The 1,629-nt window shown below is 51.6% G+C and carries 1 rRNA gene; it reads left to right on the forward strand.

From position 1 onward, the window contains the following. Positions 1-147: 147 nt before the first annotated feature. Positions 148-1,629: ribosomal RNA gene (locus tag LVQ77_RS22215) — 23S ribosomal RNA — on the forward strand; the annotation flags it as partial.

The following is a 1,629-nucleotide window of genomic DNA, read 5'->3' on the forward strand; positions in this document are numbered from 1 at the left end:
TTGCTCTTTAAAAATCCGGAACAAGCTGAAAATTGAAACGACATGTCGTCTCATTCCTCCGTAATAAGGAATGGGAATACGATATGTTCGAGTCTCTCAAATTTTCACAACATCGATTGTGTCTCACGAGACATCTTCGGGTTGTGAGGTTAAGCGACTAAGCGTACACGGTGGATGCCCTGGCAGTCAGAGGCGATGAAGGACGTGCTAATCTGCGATAAGCGTCGGTAAGGTGATATGAACCGTTATAACCGACGATTTCCGAATGGGGAAACCCAGTGTGATTCGTCACACTATCGTTAAGTGAATACATAGCTTAACGAAGCGAACCGAGGGAACTGAAACATCTAAGTACCTCGAGGAAAAGAAATCAACCGAGATTCCCCCAGTAGCGGCGAGCGAACGGGGAACAGCCCAGAGTCTGAATCAGTTTGTGCATTAGTGGAAGCGTCTGGAAAGTCGCAGGGTACAGGGTGATACTCCCGTACACAAAAATGCACTTGCTGTGAACTCGAAGAGTAGGGCGGGACACGTGGTATCCTGTCTGAATATGGGGGGACCATCCTCCAAGGCTAAATACTCCTGACTGACCGATAGCGAACAAGTACCGTGAGGGAAAGGCGAAAAGAACCCCGGCGAGGGGAGTGAAACAGAACCTGAAACCGTGTACGTACAAGCAGTGGGAGCCTCTTTTATGGGGTGACTGCGTACCTTTTGTATAATGGGTCAGCGACTTATATTCTGTAGCAAGGTTAACCGTATAGGGGAGCCGCAGGGAAACCGAGTCTTAACTGGGCGTTAAGTTGCAGGGTATAGACCCGAAACCCGGTGATCTAGCCATGGGCAGGTTGAAGGTTGGGTAACACTAACTGGAGGACCGAACCGACTAATGTTGAAAAATTAGCGGATGACTTGTGGCTGGGGGTGAAAGGCCAATCAAACCGGGAGATAGCTGGTTCTCCCCGAAAGCTATTTAGGTAGCGCCTCGTGAACTCATCTTCGGGGGTAGAGCACTGTTTCGGCTAGGGGGCCATCCCGGCTTACCAACCCGATGCAAACTACGAATACCGAAGAATGTTATCACGGGAGACACACGGCGGGTGCTAACGTCCGTCGTGAAGAGGGAAACAACCCAGACCGCCAGCTAAGGTCCCAAAGTCATGGTTAAGTGGGAAACGATGTGGGAAGGCACAGACAGCCAGGATGTTGGCTTAGAAGCAGCCATCATTTAAAGAAAGCGTAATAGCTCACTGGTCGAGTCGGCCTGCGCGGAAGATGTAACGGGGCTAAACCATGCACCGAAGCTGCGGCAGCGACGCTTATGCGTTGTTGGGTAGGGGAGCGTTCTGTAAGCCGTCGAAGCTTACCTGTGAGGGTAGGTGGAGGTATCAGAAGTGCGAATGCTGACATAAGTAACGATAAAGCGGGTGAAAAACCCGCTCGCCGGAAGACCAAGGGTTCCTGTCCAACGTTAATCGGGGCAGGGTGAGTCGACCCCTAAGGCGAGGCCGAAAGGCGTAGTCGATGGGAAACAGGTTAATATTCCTGTACTCGGTGTGACTGCGAAGGGGGGACGGAGAGGGCTATGTTAGCCGGGCGACGGTTGTCCCGGTTTAAGCATGTAGGCGG

It is taken from the genome of Buttiauxella cochleicola (assembly GCF_021282435.1).
Taxonomy (GTDB): domain Bacteria; phylum Pseudomonadota; class Gammaproteobacteria; order Enterobacterales; family Enterobacteriaceae; genus Buttiauxella; species Buttiauxella massiliensis.